This window comes from Micromonospora sp. LOL_014, assembly GCF_048060245.1.
Taxonomy (GTDB): Bacteria; Actinomycetota; Actinomycetes; order Mycobacteriales; family Micromonosporaceae; genus Micromonospora_E.
This window is the reverse complement of the sequence record NZ_JBHMIP010000016.1, coordinates 36,239-57,735: the sequence shown is the minus strand read 5'-3', so window position 1 is coordinate 57,735 and position 21,497 is coordinate 36,239. Positions and strand designations below refer to the sequence as shown.

At 71.9% G+C, this 21,497-nt stretch carries 19 protein-coding genes; 17 read left to right on the top strand and 2 right to left on the bottom strand.

Annotated features, from left to right (window positions below):
* Window positions 1-141 precede the first annotated feature (141 nt).
* The 14 genes from pyrR (at window position 142) to ACFHW1_RS15730 (ending at window position 16,892) form a co-directional block, all read left to right on the top strand.
* A complete protein-coding gene (pyrR, locus tag ACFHW1_RS15795) occupies window positions 142-768 on the top strand; it encodes a bifunctional pyr operon transcriptional regulator/uracil phosphoribosyltransferase PyrR (protein ID WP_416556990.1) in 627 nt (208 codons plus the stop codon).
* The gene (locus tag ACFHW1_RS15790; RefSeq protein WP_416556991.1) at window positions 765-1,688 is read left to right on the top strand and encodes an aspartate carbamoyltransferase catalytic subunit; all 924 of its coding nucleotides are present in this window, start codon (window positions 765-767) and stop codon (window positions 1,686-1,688) included. The genes pyrR and ACFHW1_RS15790 overlap by 4 nt, the downstream gene beginning before the upstream one ends.
* Window positions 1,689-1,758: 70 nt before the next feature.
* Entirely contained in the window at window positions 1,759-3,057 is a 1,299-nt protein-coding gene (locus ACFHW1_RS15785; RefSeq protein WP_416556992.1) for a dihydroorotase, read from the top strand.
* Window positions 3,054-4,202: a glutamine-hydrolyzing carbamoyl-phosphate synthase small subunit gene (carA, locus tag ACFHW1_RS15780; RefSeq protein ID WP_416556993.1), complete on the top strand. Its 1,149-nt coding sequence runs from the start codon at window positions 3,054-3,056 to the stop codon at window positions 4,200-4,202. Before ACFHW1_RS15785 ends, carA begins: the two co-directional genes overlap by 4 nt.
* Window positions 4,195-7,536, top strand: a complete 3,342-nt coding sequence (gene carB / locus ACFHW1_RS15775) for a carbamoyl-phosphate synthase large subunit (RefSeq protein ID WP_416556994.1) — start codon at window positions 4,195-4,197, stop codon at window positions 7,534-7,536. The genes carA and carB overlap by 8 nt, the downstream gene beginning before the upstream one ends.
* Window positions 7,533-8,603 (top strand): quinone-dependent dihydroorotate dehydrogenase, encoded by a 1,071-nt coding sequence (locus ACFHW1_RS15770; protein WP_416556995.1) that lies wholly within the window; start codon window positions 7,533-7,535, stop codon window positions 8,601-8,603. Before carB ends, ACFHW1_RS15770 begins: the two co-directional genes overlap by 4 nt.
* Complete coding sequence (locus tag ACFHW1_RS15765; protein WP_416556996.1) at window positions 8,600-9,976, top strand: adenosylmethionine--8-amino-7-oxononanoate transaminase; 1,377 nt, start codon at window positions 8,600-8,602, stop codon at window positions 9,974-9,976. Before ACFHW1_RS15770 ends, ACFHW1_RS15765 begins: the two co-directional genes overlap by 4 nt.
* Window positions 9,977-10,013: 37 nt before the next feature.
* A complete protein-coding gene (gene pyrF / locus ACFHW1_RS15760; protein ID WP_416556997.1) occupies window positions 10,014-10,853 on the top strand; it encodes an orotidine-5'-phosphate decarboxylase in 840 nt (279 codons plus the stop codon).
* A gap of 174 nt (window positions 10,854-11,027) precedes the next feature.
* Window positions 11,028-11,345, top strand: coding sequence for an integration host factor, actinobacterial type (gene mihF / locus ACFHW1_RS15755; protein ID WP_123601181.1), 318 nt, complete (start codon window positions 11,028-11,030; stop codon window positions 11,343-11,345).
* Between the two features lie 32 nt (window positions 11,346-11,377).
* Window positions 11,378-11,980 carry a guanylate kinase gene (gene gmk, locus ACFHW1_RS15750; RefSeq protein ID WP_416556998.1) on the top strand — a complete coding sequence of 201 codons (603 nt, stop codon included), beginning with the start codon at window positions 11,378-11,380 and terminating at the stop codon, window positions 11,978-11,980.
* Between the two features lie 43 nt (window positions 11,981-12,023).
* On the top strand, window positions 12,024-12,287 hold the full coding sequence (rpoZ, locus tag ACFHW1_RS15745) for a DNA-directed RNA polymerase subunit omega (protein ID WP_123601182.1): 264 nt from the start codon (window positions 12,024-12,026) through the stop codon (window positions 12,285-12,287).
* Window positions 12,284-13,525, top strand: coding sequence for a bifunctional phosphopantothenoylcysteine decarboxylase/phosphopantothenate--cysteine ligase CoaBC (gene coaBC / locus ACFHW1_RS15740; RefSeq protein ID WP_416557039.1), 1,242 nt, complete (start codon window positions 12,284-12,286; stop codon window positions 13,523-13,525). Before rpoZ ends, coaBC begins: the two co-directional genes overlap by 4 nt.
* Window positions 13,526-13,637: 112 nt before the next feature.
* Complete coding sequence (gene metK, locus ACFHW1_RS15735) at window positions 13,638-14,834, top strand: methionine adenosyltransferase (protein ID WP_416556999.1); 1,197 nt, start codon at window positions 13,638-13,640, stop codon at window positions 14,832-14,834.
* Between the two features lie 129 nt (window positions 14,835-14,963).
* Window positions 14,964-16,892, top strand: coding sequence for a primosomal protein N' (locus ACFHW1_RS15730; RefSeq protein ID WP_416557040.1), 1,929 nt, complete (start codon window positions 14,964-14,966; stop codon window positions 16,890-16,892).
* Window positions 16,893-17,207: 315 nt separating this feature from the next.
* On the opposite strand, the gene ACFHW1_RS15725 is transcribed toward ACFHW1_RS15730, so the two are convergent.
* Complete coding sequence (locus ACFHW1_RS15725) at window positions 17,208-17,483, bottom strand: hypothetical protein (protein WP_416557000.1); 276 nt, start codon at window positions 17,481-17,483, stop codon at window positions 17,208-17,210.
* Between the two features lie 146 nt (window positions 17,484-17,629).
* Between ACFHW1_RS15725 and def the strand changes: the two genes are divergently transcribed.
* Genes def through ACFHW1_RS15710 form a run of 3 tightly spaced genes read left to right on the top strand, consistent with a single transcriptional unit; the run spans window position 17,630 to window position 20,627 of the window.
* Complete coding sequence (gene def, locus ACFHW1_RS15720) at window positions 17,630-18,220, top strand: peptide deformylase (RefSeq protein WP_416557001.1); 591 nt, start codon at window positions 17,630-17,632, stop codon at window positions 18,218-18,220.
* A gap of 5 nt (window positions 18,221-18,225) precedes the next feature.
* The gene (fmt, locus tag ACFHW1_RS15715) at window positions 18,226-19,152 is read left to right on the top strand and encodes a methionyl-tRNA formyltransferase (RefSeq protein ID WP_416557002.1); all 927 of its coding nucleotides are present in this window, start codon (window positions 18,226-18,228) and stop codon (window positions 19,150-19,152) included.
* Window positions 19,149-20,627, top strand: a complete 1,479-nt coding sequence (locus ACFHW1_RS15710) for an RsmB/NOP family class I SAM-dependent RNA methyltransferase (RefSeq protein ID WP_416557003.1) — start codon at window positions 19,149-19,151, stop codon at window positions 20,625-20,627. The genes fmt and ACFHW1_RS15710 overlap by 4 nt, the downstream gene beginning before the upstream one ends.
* On the opposite strand, the gene ACFHW1_RS15705 is transcribed toward ACFHW1_RS15710, so the two are convergent.
* Complete coding sequence (locus tag ACFHW1_RS15705; protein WP_416557004.1) at window positions 20,618-21,394, bottom strand: septum formation family protein; 777 nt, start codon at window positions 21,392-21,394, stop codon at window positions 20,618-20,620. The two genes, ACFHW1_RS15710 and ACFHW1_RS15705, sit on opposite strands and share 10 nt — an antisense overlap.
* Between the last annotated feature and the right edge of the window lie 103 nt (window positions 21,395-21,497).

The following is a 21,497-nucleotide window of genomic DNA, read 5'->3' as shown; positions in this document are numbered from 1 at the left end:
GCGACACTCAGCGCCCGATATCGGCTCGGCAACGGGACGCTGGTAACGTTCGGCGTGACCGCTGACCAGCCGGGTGCCGGCCGGCGGTACCCATGACGTCCTTTAACGACCCGTCCCGTGAGGCGGGGAAGGGGGTCCGCTGTGGCCTACCCGTCGGCCACCCAATCATCGGCGACGATGCCACCGTCTGTTAAGAGCATCCTGACCAGCGCCGACATTCAACGCGTCGTCGACCGGATCGCCCATCAGGTGCTGGAGAAGACCAACGGGGCGCAACGCACCGTACTACTCGGAATTCCTACCCGGGGCGTGCCGCTCGCCCGTCGGCTCGCCGACCGGATCCGCACCTTCGAAGGGGTCGCCGTCCCGGTCGGTGTGCTCGATATCACCCTCTACCGGGACGATCTCCGGCTGAAGGCCACCCGCGCGCTCGGGCCCACCGAGCTGCCCTCCGGTGGCATCGACGGCCAGCGGGTCATCCTGGTCGACGACGTCCTCTACTCGGGCCGGACCGTACGGGCGGCGTTGGACGCGATCAGCGACCTCGGCCGGCCCAGCTCGGTGCAGTTGGCGGTGCTGGTCGACCGGGGTCACCGGGAGCTGCCGATCCGCGCCGACTACGTCGGCAAGAACATCCCCACCGCGCTCACCGAGAACGTCAAGGTGCTGCTCGCCGAGGTCGACGGCTCCGACGAGGTACGGCTGTTCAGTTCCCCCGGCACGGCCCAGGCGGCGGACGGCCCACAGCGGGGGAGGGACCAGCGATGATCAGGCACCTGCTGTCCGGCGCCGATCTGGACGCGGCGGACGCCACCCGGATCCTGGACACCGCGGTCGAACTCGCCTCGCTGGCCGGCCGCGAGGTGAAGAAGCTACCCACCCTTCGTGGGCGCACCGTGGTGAACCTGTTCTACGAGGACTCCACCCGGACCCGGATCTCGTTCGAGGCCGCCGCCAAACGACTCTCCGCCGACGTGATCAACTTTACGGCCAAGGGATCCAGCGTCTCCAAGGGCGAGAGCCTCAAGGACACCGCGCTCACCCTGCAGGCGATGGGGGCCGACGCGGTGGTAATCCGCCACCCCGCCTCCGGCGCCCCGCACCGGCTGGCAAACTGGGTGGACGGCTCGGTGGTCAACGCCGGCGACGGCACCCACGAGCATCCCACCCAGGCACTGCTCGACGCGTACACCATGCGGGCGCGGCTGGGCCGGCTCGCCGGCCTGCACGTGGTGATCGTCGGCGACGTGCTGCACAGCCGGGTCGCCCGGTCCAACGTTTTGCTGCTGGCCACCCTCGGCGCCAAGGTGACCCTGGTCGGGCCGCCGCCGCTGATCCCGGTCGACATCGCCACCGCGCTCGCCCCCGGCGTCGGGGTCGGCTACGACCTCGACGCCGTGTTGCCCACCGCCGACGTGGTGATGATGCTGCGGGTGCAGCACGAGCGGATGGCCGACTCCTACTTCCCGTCCGCCCGTGAGTACGCCCGCCGGTACGGCCTGGACGGGGCCCGGCTGCGCCGGCTGCCCGGGCACGCCATCGTGATGCACCCCGGACCGATGAACCGGGGCATGGAGATCTCCGCCGAGGTCGCCGACTCACCCCGCTCCACGATCGTGGAACAGGTCGCCAACGGGGTAAGCGTCCGGATGGCCGTGCTCTACCTGCTGCTCGGCGGCCGCGGCTGATGCGGCGCATCGGTCACCCACATTCGCACCGGCACCATCGCCCCCAGGCACACGACGAAAGGACCTCGCTGTGAGCGCGTACCTGATCAAGGGCGTCCGGGTCCTCGGCCGGGACCCCGTCGACCTGCTGCTGCGCGACGGCGTGGTCGCCGACGCCGGCTCCAAACTGACCGCGCCGGGTGCGCAGGTGCTCGACGCCGACGGCCTGATCGCCCTGCCCGGTCTGGTCGATCTACACACCCACCTGCGTGAACCCGGCCGGGAGGACGCCGAGACGGTGGAGACCGGATCGCGGGCCGCCGCGCTCGGCGGCTACACCGCCGTCTGCACGATGGCGAACACCTCCCCGGTGGCCGACACCGCCGGCGTCGTCGAACAGGTCTGGCGGCTCGGCCGCCAGGCCGGGCTGGTCGACGTACAGCCGATCGGCGCGGTCACCGTGGGCCTGGCCGGCGAACGCCTCGCCGAGCTCGGCGCGATGGCCGACTCCGCCGCCGCCGTGCGGATCTTCTCCGACGACGGGCACTGCGTCGCCGACCCCCGGCTGATGCGCCGCGCCCTGGAGTACGTCAAGGCGTTCGACGGCGTCGTCGCCCAGCACGCCGAGGAGCCCCGGCTGACCGAGGGCGCCCAGATGCACGAGGGTGAGGTCTCCACCCGGCTCGGCCTGACCGGCTGGCCGGCCGTCGCCGAGGAGGCGATCGTCGCCCGCGACGCGCTGCTCGCCGAACACGTCGGCAGCCGACTGCACGTCTGCCACCTGTCCACCGCCGGCAGTGTGGAGATCGTCCGGCAGGCCAAGGCCCGTGGGGTCCGGATCACCGCCGAGGTCACCCCGCACCACCTGCTGCTCACCCACGAGGCACCGACCAGCTACGACCCGGTCTTCAAGGTCAATCCGCCGCTGCGGACCGGCGAGGACGTCGCCGCGCTACGCGCCGCGCTCGCCGAGGGCGTCATCGACATCGTCGCCACCGACCACGCCCCGCACGCGGTGGAGGACAAGGAGTGCGAATGGGCGTACGCCCGGCCCGGGATGCTCGGGTTGGAGACCGCCCTGTCCGTGGTGCTGCTCACGACCGCGTTGCACGACGACGACGGTGCACCAGACTGGGAGCTGATCGCCGAGCGGATGTCCCGGGCCCCGGCCCGGATCGCCGGGCTGACCGGGCACGGGCACGACCCCGCGCCGGGCGTCCCGGCGAACCTCACCCTGATCGACCCGGCCGTCAGCCGCACCGTCGACCCGGCCGAGTCGGCCAGTCGCAGCCGCAACACCCCGTACGCCCGGATGGTGCTGCCCGGCCAGGTGGTCGCCACCTTCCTGCGCGGCGACGCAACGGTGCTCGACGGAAAGGCCGTGCGATGAACGACACCACCAACACCACTGCGGCACCCTGTCGGCGGAATCCGGCGCTGCTGGCGCTCGAGGACGGCCGGGTCTTCCCCGGCGAGAGCTACGGCGCGGTCGGGGAGACCTTCGGCGAGGCGGTGTTCACCACCGCCATGACCGGCTACCAGGAGACGCTGACCGACCCGTCCTACCACCGGCAGGTGGTGGTGCAGACCGCGCCGCACATCGGCAACACCGGGGTCAACGTCGACGACGACGAGTCGGACCGGATCCGGGTGGCCGGGTACGTCGTCCGCGACCCGGCCCGCCGTCCGTCGAACTGGCGCTCCACCGGTGACCTGGAGGACCGGCTCGCCGCCGAGGGCGTGGTCGGCATCTGCGGGGTCGACACCCGGGCGCTCACCCGCCACCTGCGTGACCGGGGGGTGATGCGGGTCGGCGTCTCCACCCTGACCGACGACCCGCAGGAGCTGCTGGACCGGGTCCGGCAGGCGCCGCAGATGGTCGGCGCGGACCTGTCCGCCGAGGTGACCACCGCCGAGCCCTACACGGTCACCGCCCAGGGCGAGCATCGTTACACGGTCGCCGCGCTGGACCTGGGTATCAAACGCAACGTGCCGCGCCGGCTGGCCCAGCGCGGGGTGACCACCCACGTGCTGCCGGCCACCTCGACGCTGGACGAGATCCTGGCCACCGGGCCGGACGCGGTGTTCTTCTCACCCGGGCCGGGTGACCCGGCCACCGCACACCACGCGGTCGAGTTGGCCCGGCAGGTGATGGCCCGACGTACGCCGTTGTTCGGTATCTGCTTCGGCTCGCAGATCCTCGGCCGGGCCCTCGGCTTCGGCACCTACAAGCTCGGCTACGGCCACCGTGGCATCAACCAGCCGGTGCTCGACCGCACCACCGGCAAGGTCGAGGTGACCAGCCACAACCACGGGTTCGCCGTGGACGCCCCGCTGAACACGGTGATCGACACCGATTTCGGCGGCGTCGAGGTGAGCCACGTGTGCCTCAACGACGACGTGGTCGAGGGGCTGCGGGCCCACGAGGTGCCGGCGTTCACCGTCCAGTACCACCCGGAAGCGGCGGCCGGCCCGCACGACGCGGACTACCTGTTCGACCGGTTCGTCGAGCTGATCGAGGGAAAACATGCCTAAGCGGACAGATCTGCAGCATGTCATGGTGATCGGCTCCGGGCCGATCATCATCGGCCAGGCCTGCGAGTTCGACTACTCCGGCACCCAGGCGTGCCGGGTGCTGCGCGCCGAAGGGCTGCGCGTGTCGCTGGTCAACTCCAACCCGGCGACCATCATGACCGACCCCGAGTTCGCCGACGCCACCTACGTCGAGCCGATCACGCCCGAGTTCGTCGAGCTGGTCATCGCCCGGGAGCGTCCCGACGCGCTGCTGCCCACCCTCGGCGGGCAGACCGCGTTGAACACCGCCGTCACCCTGCACTCCGCCGGCGTGCTGGACAAGTACGGCGTGGAACTGATCGGGGCCGACGTCGACGCGATCCGCCGCGGCGAGGACCGGCAGCTGTTCAAGGACATCGTCGCCACCGCAGGTGGCGAGACCCCGCGCAGCCGGGTCTGCCACAGCATGGCCGAGGTGCACGACACCGTCGCCGAACTCGGGCTGCCGGTGGTGATCCGACCGTCGTTCACCATGGGCGGGCTCGGCTCGGGCATGGCGCACACCCCGGCGGACCTGGAGCGCATCGCCGGTGCCGGGCTGGCCGCCTCCCCGGTGCACGAGGTGCTCATCGAGGAGAGCGTGCTCGGCTGGAAGGAGTACGAGCTGGAGCTGATGCGCGACCGCAACGACAACGTGGTCGTGGTCTGCTCCATCGAGAACATCGATCCGATGGGGGTGCACACCGGCGACAGCGTCACCGTCGCCCCGGCGATGACCCTCACCGACCGGGAGTACCAGCAGATGCGCGACATGGGCATCGCGGTGCTGCGCGAGGTCGGCGTCGACACCGGCGGCTGCAACATCCAGTTCGCCGTGCACCCGACCACCGGCAGACTGGTCGTCATCGAGATGAACCCCCGGGTGTCCCGGTCGTCGGCGCTGGCGTCCAAGGCGACCGGCTTCCCGATCGCCAAGATCGCCGCCAAGCTGGCGATCGGCTACACCCTCGACGAGATCCCCAACGACATCACCAGGCAGACCCCGGCGGCGTTCGAGCCGGTCCTCGACTACGTCGTGGTCAAGATCCCCCGGTTCGCGTTCGAGAAGTTCCCCGGCGCCGACCCGGAGCTGACCACCACGATGAAGTCGGTCGGCGAGGCGATGAGCCTGGGCCGCAACTTCACCGAGGCGCTCAACAAGGCGATGCGCTCGATGGAGACCAGGGCCGCCGGGTTCTGGACGGTGCCCGACCCGGCCGGGGCCACCGTCGAGTCCACTTTGGCCGAACTGGCTGTCCCGCATGACGGCCGGCTCTACACCGTCGAACGGGCGCTGCGGCTGGGCGCCACCGTCGCCCAGGTCGCCGAGGCGTCCGGCGGCACCGACCCCTGGTTCCTGGAGGAGATCGCCGGCCTGGTCGAGCTGCGTGGCGAGATCGAGGCCGCGCCGGTGCTCGACGCCGCGCTGCTGCGCCGGGCCAAGCGGGCCGGGCTGTCCGACCGGCAGGTGGCCGCGCTGCGTCCGGAGCTGGCCGGCGAGGACGGGGTACGGGCGTTGCGGCACCGGCTCGGTCTGCGTCCGGTCTACAAGACGGTCGACACCTGCGCCGCCGAATTCGCCGCCCGTACGCCGTACCACTACTCCAGCTACGACGCGGAGACCGAGGTCGCACCGTCGGACCGACCAAAGGTGCTCATCCTCGGCTCCGGGCCGAACCGGATCGGCCAAGGCATCGAGTTCGACTACTCCTGCGTGCACGCGGTGATGGCGCTCGCCGAGTACGAGACCGTCATGGTCAACTGCAACCCGGAGACGGTCTCCACCGACTACGACACCGCCGACCGGCTTTACTTCGAACCGCTCACCTTCGAGGACGTGCTGGAGGTCTGGCAGGCCGAGGACGCCGCCGGCCGGGCCGCCGGCGGCCCCGGCGTGGTCGGGGTGATCGTCCAGCTCGGCGGGCAGACCCCGCTCGGGCTGGCGCAGCGCCTCGCCGACGCCGGGGTGCCGATCGTCGGCACCCCACCGGAGTCGATCCACCTGGCCGAGGATCGGGGGGCGTTCGGTCAGGTCCTGGCCCGCGCCGCGCTGCGCGCCCCGGCGCACGGCACCGCTGTGTCGTTCGAGCAGGCCAAGGCGATCGCCGACGAGATCGGCTACCCGGTGCTGGTCCGCCCGTCGTACGTGCTCGGCGGGCGCGGCATGGAGATCGTCTACGACGACGCGACGCTGCGCGACTACATTGGCCGGGCCACCGACATCTCGCCGGAGCATCCGGTGCTGGTCGACCGGTTCCTCGACGACGCCATCGAGATCGACGTGGACGCGCTGTGCGACGCCACCGGTGAGGTCTACCTCGGTGGGGTGATGGAGCACATCGAGGAGGCCGGGATCCACTCCGGCGACTCGTCCTGCGCGCTGCCGCCGATCACCCTGGCCGCCCCGCACCTGGCCACCATCCGGCACTACACCGAGCAGATCGCCCGCGGCGTCGGGGTGCGCGGGCTGCTCAACGTGCAGTACGCGCTCAAGGACGACGTGCTGTACGTGCTGGAGGCCAATCCGCGCGCCTCGCGGACCGTGCCGTTCGTCTCCAAGGCCACCGCGGTGCCGCTGGCCAAGGCGGCGGCCCGGATCATGCTCGGCGCCACCGTCGCGCAGCTGCGCGACGAAGGGATGCTGCCGGCCACCGGCGACGGTGGCACGTTGCCGCCGGACGCGCCGATCGCGGTCAAGGAGGCGGTGCTGCCGTTCAAGCGGTTCCGCACCCGCGCCGGCCACGGCGTCGACTCGCTGCTCGGCCCGGAGATGAAGTCGACCGGCGAGGTGATGGGAATCGACCCGGCGTACGGCAACGCCTTCGCCAAGTCGCAGGCTGCCGCGTACGGTTCCCTGCCGACCAGCGGAAAGATCTTCGTGTCGGTAGCCAACCGGGACAAACGCGCGATGATCTTCCCGGTGAAGCGGCTGGCCGATCTTGGATTCGACATCGTCGCCACCGCCGGCACCGCCGAGGTGCTGCGCCGCCACGGCATCGCCTGCGAACTCACCCGCAAACACTGGGAGGAGTCCGGCGACGGGCAACCGGACGCGGTGACGTTGATCGCCTCCGGCGGGATCGCCTTGGTGATCAACACGCCGCAGGGTTCCGGTGCCAGCGCCCGCTCCGACGGGTACGAGATCCGCAGCGCGGCGGTCAACGCGGACACCCCGTGCGTGACCACCGTGCCCGGCGTCGCCGCCGCCGTGATGGGCATCGAGGCGCTGATCAACGGGGACATGGCGGTCCGGCCACTGCAGCAGCTGCACGCGGCGCTACGCCCGGAGACAGTCGGCCGGCAGGCCGCCCGGTGACCCGCTCCGGCGGGTACCGGCTGGCCCGGTCGGCGTTGTTCCGGCTCGGCGGCGGCGACGCCGAGACCGCCCACGAATGGACGCTGCGTCGGCTGGCCGCCCTGTCCCGCAGCCGGGTGGCGCTGGCCGCGTTGCGCACCCGGTACGCGGTAGCCGCGCCGCGTACCGTCTTCGGGATCCACTTCCCCAACCCGGTAGGCCTGGCCGCCGGGATGGACAAGGACGGCCTGGCCCTGCCCGCCTGGCCGGCGCTGGGCTTCGGCTTCGTCGAGGTCGGCACGGTCACCGCGCGTCCCCAGCCGGGCAACCCCCGACCCCGGCTGTTTCGGTTGCCGACCAGCGAGGCGGTAATCAACCGGATGGGGTTCAACAACGCCGGCGCCGAGGCGCTCGCCGACCGGCTCGCGGTGCTCGGCCGGCTGGACGAGCGGGCCGGGTTCGGCCGATCGCATCCGGCGCACGCCGACCGCCCGGTGCCGTTAGGCATCTCGCTCGGCAAGTCGAAGGTCGTGCCGATCGAGGAGGCGGTCGACGACTACCTGTCGGCGTACAAGGCACTCAGCGGCTACGGCCAGTACTTCGTGATCAATGTTTCCTCGCCGAACACCCCGGGACTGCGGCAGCTGCAGGACCGCGAACACCTCGACACCCTGCTGGCCGCGCTGGTGGGGGAGCGGCCGATCCTGGTCAAGATCGCGCCGGATTTGGCCGAGTCGGCCATCGCCGAACTGCTGGAGGTCTGTCTGGCCCGGGGTGCGGCCGGGGTGATCGCCACCAACACCACCCTGTCCCGGTCCGGCCTGGCCGTCGACGACGCCGGTCAGGCGGAGCAGGCCGGCGGGCTGTCCGGCCGTCCGTTGACCGGCCGGGCCCGCGAGGTGGTCTCCTTCGTCCATCGGGAGACCGACGGCGGGTTGCCGGTCATCGGGGTCGGCGGCATTCTCGACCCGGACGACGCAGCCCGGATGTTCGACGCCGGTGCCAGCCTGGTGCAGCTCTACACCGGCTTGCTCTACCGGGGTCCGGGGCTGGTCCGGGCGATCGCCCGGCAGGTCCGGGGCCGATGAGCGTACCGCGTCCGGCGGGCCCGGGGCCGACGAGCGCACAGCTGCCGGTGCCCGGCGACAGCCACCGCGCCGATCGGTTGCGGGAGCTGGACCGTCGGCACGTCTGGCATCCGTACGCCGCGCTGCCCCCGGCCATGGCACCCCTGCTGGTCGACAGCGCCGCCGGGGTCCGGCTGCGGCTGGTCGACGGGCGGGAACTGGTCGACGGGATGTCGTCGTGGTGGGCCGCCGTGCACGGCTACCGGCACCCGGTGCTGGACGCGGCCGTCACCGACCAACTGGGTCGGATGGCGCATGTGATGTTCGGCGGGCTCACCCACGAGCCGGCGGTCCGCCTCGCACAGACCCTGGTGGAGATCACCCCGCCCGGCCTGGAGCACGTCTTCCTCTGTGATTCGGGCTCGGTGAGCGTCGAGGTCGCGATCAAGATGGGCCTGCAGTACCAGCTCGGCCAGGGCCGGCCCGGCCGGCGCAAGTTGGCCACCTGGCGCGGCGGCTACCACGGGGACACCTTCCACCCGATGAGCGTCTGCGATCCAGAGGGCGGGATGCACCACCTGTGGCGCGGAGTGCTGCCGGCGCAGGTGTTCGTGCCCGCCCCGCCGGGCGACTTCGCTGCGGCGCCGGACGAGCGGTACCTGGCCGAGCTGGTCGACGCGGTGGCCCGGCACGCGGACGAGATCGCCGCGGTGATCGTCGAGCCGGTGGTGCAGGGCACCGGCGGCATGCGGTTCCACCATCCGGCGTACCTGCGCGCCCTGCGTGAGGCGACCGCCGCGCACGACGTACTGCTGATCTTCGACGAGATCGCCACCGGGTTCGGCCGTACCGGCGCGTTCTTCGCCGCCGAGCACGCCGGGGTGACACCGGATGTGCTCTGCCTGGGCAAGGCGTTGACCGGTGGCTACCTCACGCTGGCGGCCGCGCTGTGCACCCCGGAGGTGGCCGCCGGGATCTCCGCCGGTGGGGTCCTCGCCCACGGGCCGACCTTCATGGGTAATCCGTTGGCCTGCGCGGTCGCCAACGCCTCGATCGGACTGCTGCGTGCCGCCGTGCCGACGGTCGGGTCCAGGCCGGTCGCGGCCTGGCAGGTCGCCGTACGGCGGATCGAGGCTGGGCTGCGCGACGGCCTGGCTCCGGTCGCGACGCTGCCCGGCGTGCGCGACGTCCGGGTGCTCGGCGCGATCGGGGTGGTCCAGCTGGACCGGCCGGTCGACCTGGCGGCGGCGACCGCGGCGGCGGTGGACGCCGGGGTGTGGCTGCGGCCGTTCCGGGACCTGATCTACACCATGCCGCCCTATCCGGCGGACGACGATGACATTGCGCGGATCGCCCGCGCGATGGCGGCTGCGGCCGTCGCGGTACCGCGCTGAGGTCCACCCGGTGGTACCGCCGAGGAAGGGAGAGTCGATGGAAACCTTTGGTCAGCGACTGCACCGGGCCGTCAGCGTCCGGGGCCCGCTGTGCGTGGGTGTCGACCCGCATCCGCAGCTGTTGACCCGGTGGGGGCTGCCGGACGACGTCGACGGGCTGGCCCGGTTCGCTGCGACGGCGGTCGACGCACTCGGCGACGTGGCCGCAGTGGTGAAGCCTCAATCGGCCTTCTTCGAACGGTTCGGGGCTGCGGGCATCGGTGTCCTAGAGTCAACTATCCGACAGTTTCGCGAGGCTGGAGCCCTCGTCCTGCTCGACGTGAAGCGCGGCGACATCGGTTCGACGGTCGCCGCGTACGCCGCCGCCTACCTCGATCCGGCGAGCCCGTTGGCGGTCGACGCGGTCACGGCCAACCCGTATCTGGGCGTCGGGGCGCTCGCTCCGATGTTCGATCTTGCCAGCCGGCACGGCGGCGGCGTCTTCGTGGTCGCGCTGACCTCGAATCCCGAGGGGCGGGCCGTGCAGCACGCCCGGCTGTCCGATGGACGCACCGTCGCTCAGACGGTGATCGATGAGATTTCGCAGCTCAACGTGGGTGCGGAGCCGATTGGCAGTTTCGGTCTGGTGGTCGGTGCGACCGTTGGTGACACCGGCCATGAACTGTCGCACGTCAATGGTCCAATGCTTGCCCCGGGGCTGGGTGCGCAAGGTGGACGGCCCGAGGACCTGCGGACAGTGTTCGAGCAAGCGCTTTCCGCAGTCCTTCCGTCGTACTCCCGTGAGGTGCTGAACGCCGGCCCGGATCCGTCGGCGTTGCGGGCCGCGGCCGAACAGACGCTTGTTAAGTGTCGGGAGGCTCTCGGGGTCCTGATCTGAGTAAGCGATCGATTACCCCCGCGTGATCGTGGTGCGGCCACGTTGCCGAAAACGTCGCTGACCGCTAGTTTTCCCCGCGCCGGGAACCACATGCCCCTTTGGTTCCCGGCCACACCACGTTTCACAGAGCGGCGGTGCGGTCCGCCCGTCGCGATAGGGACCTGAGGAGAACTGGTGCCGCTCCCGTCACTGACCCCCGAACAGCGCGCAGCCGCGCTGGAGAAGGCCGCGGAGATCCGTAAGGCCCGTGCTGAGTTGAAGGAGCAACTCAAGCAGGGCAAGACCACCCTCGCCGCCGTGCTCGACCGGGCGGAGTCCGACGACGTTGTCGGCAAGCTGAAGGTTTCCGCCGTGCTGCAGGCGATGCCGGGCATCGGCAAGATCCGGGCGACCCAGATCATGGAGAAGCTCAAGATCGCCGACAGTCGTCGCCTCCGTGGCCTCGGCGACCAGCAGCGCAAGGCACTGCTCGGGGAGTTCGCCGCGAACTGATTCGCGGCAGGGTGTAGAAACAAGCAGTGACCATGTATGACGACGCGCGCCCGGCAGCTCGGCTCACGGTCCTCTCCGGCCCCTCCGGGGTCGGCAAGGACAGCGTGATCGAGCTGATCCGGGCGTGCTCGCCCTGGATCTGGCTGTCCGTCTCGGTGACCACCCGCCCGATGCGGGACTACGAGGTCGACGGCGTCCACTACTACTTCGTCGACCGACCCGAGTTCGAGCGGATGGCTGCCACCGGGCAGCTGCTGGAGTGGGCCGAGTTCGCCGGCAACCTCTACGGCACTCCGCGCTCGGCGGTCGAGCAACGACTAAGCACCGGCGAGCCGGTGCTGCTGAAGATCGACCTGCAGGGTGCCCGGCAGGTGCGGGCGGCGATGCCCGAGGCCCAGCTGGTCTTCCTCGCGCCACCCAGCGTCGAGGAGCTGAAACGGCGCCTCGTCGGTCGGGGGACCGACGACGAGGAGACGATCCGTCGCCGGCTGGAGCATGCCGACGAGGAGCTGGCCGCCGAGCGGGAGTTCGACGTCACGGTGGTGAACGACGAGGTCGAGCGAGCCGCAACCGAGCTGGTAGGATTGCTCGGTTCGTCATTATTGACCGACGCCCAGTCACACCGCCCGGCCTGACAGCACCCAGCGACAGAGCCCGACGACACAGAGGTTGCATCCCGTGGGATCCATTGCCAGCCCGGAAGGCATCACCAACCCGCCCATCGACGAGCTGCTGGAGAAGACCTCGTCGAAGTATGCCCTGGTGATCTTCGCAGCCAAGCGTGCCCGCCAGGTCAACGCGTACTACAGCCAGCTCGGTGAGGGCCTGCTGGAGTACGTCGGACCGTTGGTGGAGACCACGCCGCAGGAGAAGCCGCTCTCGATCGCCATGCGAGAGATCAACTCCAACCTGCTCACCGCCGAGCCCACCGACCAGCCCTGAGCGCCGGTACGCCGGCCCGCGTCCCGCCCCGGGTCGTTCTCGGCGTCGGCGGCGGGATCGCCGCGTACAAGGCGTGTGAGCTGCTCCGACTGCTGACCGAGTCGGGCCACCAGGTCAAGGTGGTGCCGACTGCGGCGGCGTTGCGTTTCGTCGGCGCGCCGACCTGGTCGGCGCTGTCCGGACAGCCGGTCGCCGATGACGTCTTCAGCGACGTCCACGACGTGCCGCACGTGCGGCTCGGCCAGCAGGCCGACCTGGTGCTGGTCGCCCCGGCCACAGCGGACCTGATCGCCCGGGTCGCGCACGGGCTCGCCGACGACCTGCTCACCAACACTTTGCTGACCGCCCGGTGCCCGGTGCTGCTCGCCCCGGCGATGCACACCGAGATGTGGGAGCATCCGGCCACCGCCGACAACGTCGCGCTGCTGCGCCGTCGCGGTGTGCTGGTCATCGAGCCGGCGACCGGCCGGCTGACCGGTTCCGACTCCGGCAAGGGCCGGCTGCCCGACCCCGGGGAGATATTCGCCGTCGCCCGCCGGCTCCTGGCCCGGTCCGTCGACCCGGCCGCCGGCCTCGTCGGCGCCGACCTCACCGGCCGGCGGGTGGTGGTCACCGCCGGCGGCACCCGCGAACCGCTCGACCCGGTGCGGTTTCTCGGCAACCGGTCGTCCGGCAAGCAGGGGTACGCCGTCGCTCGTACCGCCGTCGCCCGTGGCGCGCAGGTGACGGTGGTCGCCGCGAACGTCTCGCTGCCCGATCCGGCCGGTGTCCGGCTGATCCGGGTGGGCAGCACCGAGGAGTTGCGGGTCGCCACGCTCGCCGCGGCGGCCGAAGCCGACGTGGTCGTGATGGCGGCGGCGCCAGCCGACTTCCGGCCGGCGAGCTACGTACCCACGAAGATCAAGAAGGGCGACGGCGGGCGACCGCCAGTGATCGAACTGGTCACCACCCCGGACATCGCCGCCGAACTCGGCGCGGCAAAGCGACCCGGACAGCTCCTCGTCGCGTTCGCCGCAGAGACCGGTGACCTGCTGACCAACGCCCGGGCGAAGCTGGCGCGCAAGAACGCGGACCTGATCGTCGCCAACCAGGTGGGTGTCGACCGGGTGTTCGGCGCCGACGCCAACTCGGCCACAGTGCTCGACGCCGACGGTCCGGTCGCGGTGCTCGACGAACGCGGCAAGGAGCAGCTCGCCGACGACATATGGGATCTGGTGGTGGCCCGACTGTCGCAGTGAGCTGCGCTACGTCGGTCGGCGCACCGCCGGATTCCTTCGTCGGCACGGCGCCAGACCCCAACGTGGATGACTAGACTGCCGGGAACCATTGCTTTCGGATTCAAGGAGTACCGTGGCACGCCGTCTCTTCACCTCCGAGTCTGTCACGGAGGGCCACCCGGACAAGATCGCCGACCAGATCAGCGACGGGATCCTCGACGCGCTGCTGACCCAGGACCCCCGGTCCCGGGTCGCGGTCGAGACCCTGATCACCACCGGCCAGGTGCACGTCGCCGGGGAGGTGACCACCCAGGCGTACGCGGACATCCCGGCCATCGTTCGCGAGACGATCCTCGGGATCGGCTATGACTCCTCCAAGAAAGGGTTCGATGGCGCGTCCTGCGGCGTGAGCGTGTCGATCGGCGCACAGTCGCCGGACATCGCCCAGGGCGTCGACACCGCCATCGAGCGCCGGGTCGGCGAGTCGGCCGACGACACGCTCGACGCCCAGGGCGCCGGCGACCAGGGCATGATGTTCGGATTCGCCTGCTCGGAGACGCCGGAGCTGATGCCGCTGCCGATCGCGTTGGCGCACCGGCTGGCGAGACGGCTGTCGGTGACCCGCAAGGACGGCACCATCCCGTACCTGCGGCCGGACGGCAAGACCCAGGTCACCGTCGAGTACGACGGGCTGCGGCCGGTGCGGCTGGACACCGTGGTCGTTTCCAGCCAGCACGCCGCCGACATCTCGCTGGAGTCACTGCTCACCCCGGACGTGCGCGAGCACGTGATCGCCCCCGAGCTGGAGGGCCTCGGCCTGGACACCGAGGGCTACCGGCTGCTGGTCAACCCGACCGGGCGCTTTGAGATCGGCGGACCGATGGGCGACGCCGGCCTGACCGGCCGGAAGATCATCGTGGACACCTACGGTGGGTACGCCCGGCACGGTGGCGGCGCGTTCTCCGGTAAGGACCCGTCGAAGGTGGACCGTTCGGCGGCGTACGCGATGCGCTGGGTGGCCAAGAACGTGGTGGCGGCAGGACTGGCGGAGCGGTGCGAGGCGCAGGTCGCGTACGCGATCGGCAAGGCCCACCCGGTGAGCTTGTTCGTGGAGACGTTCGGCACCGAGAACGTGCCGGTGGACCGGATCGAACGGGCGATCGGCGAGGTGTTCGACCTGCGGCCGGCCGCGATCATTCGGGACCTGGACCTGTTGCGGCCGATCTACCGGCCGACCGCCGCCTACGGCCACTTCGGTCGGGAGCTGCCGGAGTTCGCCTGGGAACGCACCGACCGGGCCGCTGACCTGAAGTCCGCCGCCGGAGCCTGACCCACCGCCGCTGACCGTACCGCCGGGGGTGGCGGGTCGCCGGTCACCCCGGCGGCCGGGCAGGATGGCCCGGTGAGCACCCGAACGGGACACGACCGGCAGCCTGCCGACCGGCTGCCGGTCGCGCGAATCTGCGTCGACGTGCCGCTGCCGCACCTGGACCGGCCGTTCGACTACCTGGTCCCGGCGGAGCTCGACGACGGCGTGCAGCCGGGCACCCGGGTCCGGGTCCGGTTCGCCGGACAGCTGGTGGCCGGGTGGGTGCTGGACCGGGTGGCCGCCTCCGGTCACGACGGCAAGCTCGCCTTCCTCGACAAGCTGGTCTCGCCGGAACGGGTACTCAGCGCCGAGATCGCGGCTCTGGCCCGCACCGTCGCCGACCGGTACGCCGGGCACCTGGCCGACGTACTGCGGCTGGCGGTGCCGCCGAGACACGCCCGCGTCGAGCAGGAGCCCAGCGAACCCGAGCCCGGTCCGGCCGCTGTGCCACCCGACGCTGTGCCACCCGACGCCGACGGATGGGCGGCGTACCCGTCCGGACCCGCGTTTCTACGTGCCGTCGCCGACGGCCGGCCGGCCCGCGCCGTCTGGGCACCGCTGCCTGGCGAGGACTGGCCGACCCGGTACGCCGAGGCGATCGCCGCCACCGTACGGGCCGGTCGGGGCGCGATCGCGGTGCTACCGGACGGACGAGACGTCGACCGGCTCGACGCTGCCCTGCGCCGGGTCCTCGGCACCGGTCGACACGTGGTGCTCACCGCGGCGCTCGGCCCGGCCCGGCGCTACCGGGCGTTCCTCGCGGCGAGACGCGGCCTGGTCAACGTGGTCGTCGGCACCCGGGCGGCGATGTTCGCCCCGGTTGCCGATCTGGGACTGGTCGCCATCTGGGACGACGGCGACGACGTGCACGCCGAACCGCGTGCGCCCTACCCGCACGCCCGCGAGGTACTGCTCACCCGGGCACAGCTGGGCGGGGTCGCGGCGCTGCTCGGCGGCTTCGCCCGCTCCGGTGAGGCGCAGCAACTCGTCGAAACCGACTGGGCCCGGGAAATCATCGCCGCCCGGGCGACGGTCCGGCGACGTGCCCCACGGGTCACCCCGGCCGGCGACGATGCCCAGCTGGCCCGCGACGCCGGTGCCGCCACCGCCCGGCTGCCCAGCCTGGCCTTCGCCACCGCCCGTATGGCGTTGCAGGCCGGGCTGCCGGTGCTGGTGCAGGTGCCCCGACGCGGCTACCTGCCGGCGGTGTCCTGCGCGGACTGCCGGACCCCGGCCCGCTGCCCGCACTGCGCCGGCCCGCTGGCCCTGCCGGCGGCGACCGCCACCGCCCAGTGCCGCTGGTGCGGCCGACCGGCCGCCGGCTACGCCTGCCCGCACTGCCACGGGCGGCGGCTACGGGCGGCGGTCACCGGTGCCCGGCGTACCGCCGAAGAGCTCGGCCGGGCGTTCCCCGGCACCACGGTGCGGACCTCCGGCCGCGACGAGGTCCTCACCGCGGTGCCGGCCGAGCCGGCGGTGGTGGTCGCCACCCCCGGCGCCGAGCCGGTGGCCGCCGGTGGCTACGGCGCCGTACTGCTGCTGGACACCTGGGCGTTGCTGACCCGGGCCGACCTGCGGGCGGCGGAGGAGACCCTACGTCGCTGGCTGTCCGCCGCCGCGCTGGCCCGGCCGGCGGCCGACGGCGGCCAGGTGGTGGTGGTCGCCGACGGTGGGCTCGCCCCGGTGCAGGCACTGCTGCGCTGGGATCCCGGCTGGTTCGCCGCCCGCGAGCTGGCCGACCGGCGGGAGCTGGGTTTCCCGCCAGCGGCCCGGATGGCCAGCGTGACCGGCCCGGCCGAGGCGGTGGCCGAACTGCTGGCCGCGTTGCGGATGCCGGACAGCGCCGAACTGCTCGGTCCGGTGCCGGCGACCGACGGCCAGGAACGGATGCTGATCCGGGTCCGCCGGTCGCAGGCGGCCGAGCTGGCCCGGCAGCTACGGGTGGCGGCCGGCACCCGCACCGCCCGCCGGGCCAGCCAGCCGGTACGCATCCAGATCGACCCGCTCGACCTGCTCTAGCTGGCTTTGGCCAGACGAGGGACGTGCACGGGAGTTCGTCTGGGTATGGGCTTGGCGGCGTAGGCTGCGCCGGGTGACGAGGACGAGGCAATCATGGGGTTCGGACAGGGCGGCGGCGGATGCCTCCTACGCGGCGGCGTTCGACCGGTTATTCGTTCAGGGTCGTGACGCGGTCCTGTCTGGGACGCACTACCGGGACACGCCGCCGGTCGAGGGTGGCCGGTGGGGGATGCCGGTGGTGTTCGTTCCCGATACGGACAGTGTGTCGAGGCTGGCTGCGGTGACCGCCGAGGTGATGAGGTTGGCCGGTCCGGGTCATTGGCCGACCGGCGCCCCGGAGGCGGTGCATTTCACGGCCGGAGTGATGTCGGCGGCGGTGGCCTGTTGGGTGAAGGCGTGGAGGTCCTTGGGCAGGCAGCCGCCACCAAGGCCGAGTCCGGGGGTGAGGTAGTGATGGCCGATCCGGGCGTCGTGGCCGATTGCGTCGGCGAGGTCGCTGATGTTGGCACCTACAGCGGCGCTCATCTCGGCTACGGCGTCGATGAACGAGATGCGGGTGGCCAGATAGGCGTTCGCGGTGGCCTTGACCATCTTGGCGATGACGAGGTTTTGATGCCTCCAGCAAACCCGGTGCGGGACAGTCACGGTCGCCCGAGTGACTACCGCGTCCGTCACGGCGTCCGGCGTGCGCCCGTAGACTGGAGGCACTGTTTGCCCACGACAAGGAGCCTGACCGCGTGACCGTCCAGCCCATCCGACTCTTCGGCGACCCGGTGCTGCGCACTGCGGCCGAGCCCGTGGTCGACTTCGACGCCGAGCTGCGCGGGCTCGTCGCCGATCTGACCGACAGCATGACCGATCAGAATGGTGCCGGCCTCGCCGCGCCGCAGCTCGGAGTCGGGCTGCGGGTTTTCACGTTCCACGTCGACGACCTGCTGGGCCACCTGGTCAACCCGGTGCTGGACTTCCCCGACGAGGAGGAGCAGGACGGCCCGGAGGGCTGCCTGTCCATCCCGGGGCTCTACTTCGACACCAAACGTCGACAGAACGTCGTCGCGAAGGGCTTCAACGAGTACGGCGACCCGATGCAGATCGTCGGTAGCGGTCTACTGGCCCGCTGCGTCCAGCACGAGACGGACCACCTCGACGGGGTGCTGTTCCTGGACCGGCTCGACGCCGTCACCCGCAAGGAGGCGATGAAGGCAATCCGCGAAGCCGACTGGTACGACGCCGCAGCGCCGCCGACGGTGAAGGTCAGTCCGCACCGCTCACCCGGTGGCCTGTTCCGGCCGGGTGCGGCGACCAGCCCGTTCGGTCTGGGCGGGTGACGGCGATGCGACTTGTCTTCGCCGGTACTCCGGCGATCGCCGTCCCCGCGCTGGACGCGATCGCCGCCAGCGACCACGACCTCGTCGCGGTGGTCACCCGGCCGGACGCTCCTGCCGGGCGGGGCCGCCGGCTGGTCCGCTCCGCGGCCGGCGTCTGGGCCGACGAGCGGGGGATCGAGGTGCTGACCCCGCAACGCCCACGGGAGCCGGAGTTCCTCAGCAGGCTGACCGAGCTGGCCCCGGACTGTGTACCAGTCGTCGCCTACGGTGCCCTGGTCCCGCCGACCGCGCTGGCCATCCCCGCCCACGGCTGGATCAACCTGCATTTTTCCCTGCTGCCGGCCTGGCGTGGGGCGGCTCCGGTGCAGCATGCGGTGCTGCACGGCGACGAGGTGACCGGCGCGAGCGTGTTCCAGCTGGAGGAGGGTCTGGACACCGGCCCGGTGTTCGGCACGGTGACCGACCAGGTCGGCCACACGGACACCGCCGGCGACCTGCTGCAGCGGCTGGCGTCCAGCGGCGCGCAGTTGCTGGTCGCGGTGCTTGACGGGATCGCCGCCGGCACCGCCCGGGCGGTGCCGCAGCCGGGTGACGGGGTGTCACTGGCCCCGAAGCTGTCCGTCGACGACGTCCGGGTGCGGTGGACCGATCCGGCGTTCGCGGTGGACCGGCGGGTGCGGGCCGGCACCCCGGCGCCGGGCGCCTGGACCACGTTCCGCGACGAGCGGGTCAAACTCGGGCCGGTCCGGCCGGTGCCGGACGGCCCGGAGTTGAAGCCGGGGGAGGCGCTGGCCGAACGTAGCCGCTTGCTGGTCGGCACGGCCACCGTGCCGGTCGCGCTCGGCGAGGTCCGGGCCGCCGGCAAGAAGGCCATGTCGGCGGCGGACTGGGCGCGCGGCACCCGCATCACCACCGGCGAGTTCTTCGGGTGAGCGCGAGGAATGAGCGAGCGCAGCGAGTGAGCCCCGCAATCGCGAACGGTCGGGGCGACCGTGGGCAGCGTGACCGTGGGCAGCGTGGCCGCCGCCGACGGGCCGACCCGGCGCGGGACGCGGCGTACGATGCCGTCGCGGCGGTGTACCGCGATGACGCCTACGCCAATCTGGTGTTGCCGACAATCCTGCGGGAGCGGGAGCTGCGGGGGCGTGACGCCGCTTTCGCCACCGAGTTGGTCTACGGCACGCTGCGAATGGTCGGCACCCTCGATCTGATCATCGCCCGTGCGGCCGGGCGGGAGGTGGACCGGATCGATCCGCCGGCCCGTGACGCGCTGCGGCTGGGCGCGTACCAGCTGCTGCGTACCCGGGTTCCGGCGCACGCTGCGGTGTCGGCCACGGTGGATCTGGTGCACGACGTGGCGCCGGGAGCGGTCGGGTTCGCCAACGCCGTACTGCGGGAGATCGCCACCCGGGACCTGGACGACTGGCTCGCGGAGCTGGCACCGGACGAGCAGGCCGACCCGGTCGGCCACCTGGCGGTGACCTACCATCATCCGCCGTGGATCGTCCGGGCGTTCGCGGAGGCACTCGGTGAGGAGTCCGCCGACGGCCTGACCGAGACGACCCGGCTGCTGATCGAGGACAACGAGCCGCCACCGGTGCACCTGTGTGCCCGACCGGGCCGGGTCGACGCGGTCGAGCTGGCGGACGCCACCGGCGGGGCACCGGGCGCGTTCTCGCCGTACACCGTCTATCTGCCCGGCGGCGCGCCGGGCGAGGTGTCGGCGGTCCGTCAGGGCCGGGCGCACGTGCAGGACGAAGGCTCGCAGCTGGTGGCCGCGGCGTTGGCCGACGCCGAGGTGTCCGGTTCGGACCGGCGGTGGCTGGACCTGTGTGCCGGGCCGGGGGGCAAGGCAGCGCTGCTCGGCGGGTTGGCCGCCGGTCGCGGCGCCGAGGTGACCGCAGTGGAGGTCGCCGAGCACCGGGCCCGGCTGGTGGAGCAGGCGGTACGCGGGCTGCCGGTGGCGGTGCACGTCGCCGACGGTCGTCAGGTGGGTGCCGGGACGGAGCTGCCCGAGTCGTCGTTCGACCGGGTACTGGTGGACGCGCCGTGCACCGGGCTCGGCTCGCTGCGCCGCCGTCCCGAGTCGCGCTGGCGGCGTCAGCCGTCGGACCTGCCGCCGTTGACCCGGTTGCAGCGGGAGCTGCTCGCCGCCGGGCTGCGGGCGGTCCGGCCGGGTGGCGTGGTGGCCTACGTGACGTGCTCACCACACCGGGTGGAGACGCACGTGTCGGTGACCGAGGCGGCCCGTAGGTCCGGCGTACCGGTGGATTTCGTCGACGCCCGGCCATTGCTCCCGGCGGGTATGCCGGGGCTCGGCGCCGGGCCGTCGGTGCAGCTGTGGCCGCACCGACACGGCACCGACGCGATGTTCGTGGCGTTGCTGCGTCGGGTCGGTCAGCCCTGACGGACCGGCAGGGCGGCGGTGCCGCCGTCGCGTACCGATCGGGTCAGCGGTGGTTGGTCGCGCCAGAGCAGGCAGCGTACGGCGAGGTTGCCGTCGTCCCACTCGTCCTTGAACGGGTAGTCGTAGATGGTGCCGAAGCGGTGTCGCAGGTCGTCGTCGACGGGTAGGCCGGCGTAATTGGCGACGACTCGGCGGCACCGTTCGTGTACCTGGTCGGCGTTCGCGGCGAAGTCGTCGTAGGGCAGGTCGGCTTCCAGGTACAGCCCGGCGAATTCGCTCTGGTGCGGTTCGGTGCAGGCCACCGGTTTGAGGATTCCGACGTCGCCGGCGGCGTTGGCGCTCGGGTTGAAGCAGCCCCAGCGCAGCGGGTTCGGCTGGTCGAGGGCGCCGGCGAGGCTCCCGGTGCGGGCGACGAAGGTGCGGTCCTGCATGCTGACCACCTCGCCGACGTCGCACCGGTACCAGCGGGCGCCGCCGTTCCAGGACGTGGTGGACGGGACGACGACTTCGAGCCGGAGCCGGCCGGCCTGCCAGTCGTCGCCGAGGAATTCGTGGACCCGCTGGTCGCAGTCGGTACGGGCGGCCCGCCGGCTGGACGAGCCGGGGGCGGGGGAGTGGTCCGCTACGCCGTGCACCCCGGTGAAGATCCCGACGAAGACCGTCTCCACCTCGTGGGACTGTCCGCAGTCGACGGGTCTGTACTCGGTGCCCTGGCCGACGGTACCGGCGGAGATCGGATGGCACTCGCCGGCCTGTGGTACGAACACTTTCGGTGTCGCGATCCTAGCCCAGTTGTTGGTCAGGTCGCCATCTCCGATATCGGACCGGACAGCGGGCGCGCATCCCGCCGCCGTGGTCAGCATCGCGACC

Excerpts from the sequence above, each read along its gene's own strand:
- ACFHW1_RS15790 (WP_416556991.1), top strand. The coding sequence starts at position 765 with ATGATCAGGCACCTGCTGTCCGGCGCCGATCTGGACGCGGCGGACGCC.
- carA (WP_416556993.1), top strand. The coding sequence starts at position 3,054 with ATGAACGACACCACCAACACCACTGCGGCACCCTGTCGGCGGAATCCG.
- carB (WP_416556994.1), top strand. The coding sequence starts at position 4,195 with ATGCCTAAGCGGACAGATCTGCAGCATGTCATGGTGATCGGCTCCGGG.
- ACFHW1_RS15765 (WP_416556996.1), top strand. The coding sequence starts at position 8,600 with ATGAGCGTACCGCGTCCGGCGGGCCCGGGGCCGACGAGCGCACAGCTG.
- pyrF (WP_416556997.1), top strand. The coding sequence starts at position 10,014 with ATGGAAACCTTTGGTCAGCGACTGCACCGGGCCGTCAGCGTCCGGGGC.
- gmk (WP_416556998.1), top strand. The coding sequence starts at position 11,378 with ATGTATGACGACGCGCGCCCGGCAGCTCGGCTCACGGTCCTCTCCGGC.
- ACFHW1_RS15725 (WP_416557000.1), bottom strand. The coding sequence starts at position 17,483 with ATGGTCAAGGCCACCGCGAACGCCTATCTGGCCACCCGCATCTCGTTC.
- fmt (WP_416557002.1), top strand. The coding sequence starts at position 18,226 with ATGCGACTTGTCTTCGCCGGTACTCCGGCGATCGCCGTCCCCGCGCTG.